Origin of the sequence: Mycoplasma sp. CSL7475-4 (assembly GCF_024834065.1) — a bacterium.
Lineage (GTDB): Bacteria > Bacillota_I > Bacilli_A > Mycoplasmatales > Metamycoplasmataceae > Mycoplasmopsis.
On sequence record NZ_JANUYA010000022.1, the window covers coordinates 1 to 662 of the forward strand.

The 662-nt window shown below is 23.0% G+C and carries 1 protein-coding gene; it reads left to right on the top strand.

All coding sequences use genetic code 4. The annotated features are described in order from the left end of the window. Positions 1–662 (top strand): hypothetical protein (locus NXS15_RS03745; protein ID WP_396888612.1); only part of this gene is annotated, 662 nt, incomplete at both ends.

Below are 662 nucleotides of genomic sequence, written 5' to 3' on the forward strand. Positions count from 1 at the left end.
AATGACAAAAATGAAGATTTTAGAAAAATTAATGACCAAGATAAAATCACTAATTCAATTGAGCTAGAGCTATACATTGAAAATTTTTTATATACAAACAAAACATATTTTATTGATACAACAAAATACAACATTAATAAATGAATAAAATCAACATTTATCGATGATCCTAATAAACCTGAATATATTTCAGCTAATCTAATTTGATTTGTAATTAGTTATCTTTACATTAGTCAAATTAAACAAATTCATAAAGAACAAATAAATAAATACAAAAGAAGTCAGCACGAAAAAGAATTTATATTGTCTAAACAAAACTCTTTACCAAGCAATGAATATCAATGAATAAATAATGACTTACATTTTGCCTTTGACAATGAATTTGATGAAGCGAAATTAAATTACGCCTATCAAAACACGTTTTTCATTGATGAAAAAGAAAAATATAAACATTATTTAGACAGTCATAATGAAGAAATTATTTTAAGTGCACTAAAAAATGTATTTAAAGAAAAATACAAAAATAATGTTCAAGCATTTTACGACAAAGTAAAAATTTGAAGCAAAAACCCGACTTTAAATGGTGTAAATTATGAATACTATAGTAAAGATTATGATATTAAAAACTCTTTCCCTGACATTGTAATTAAATACGGCAATCA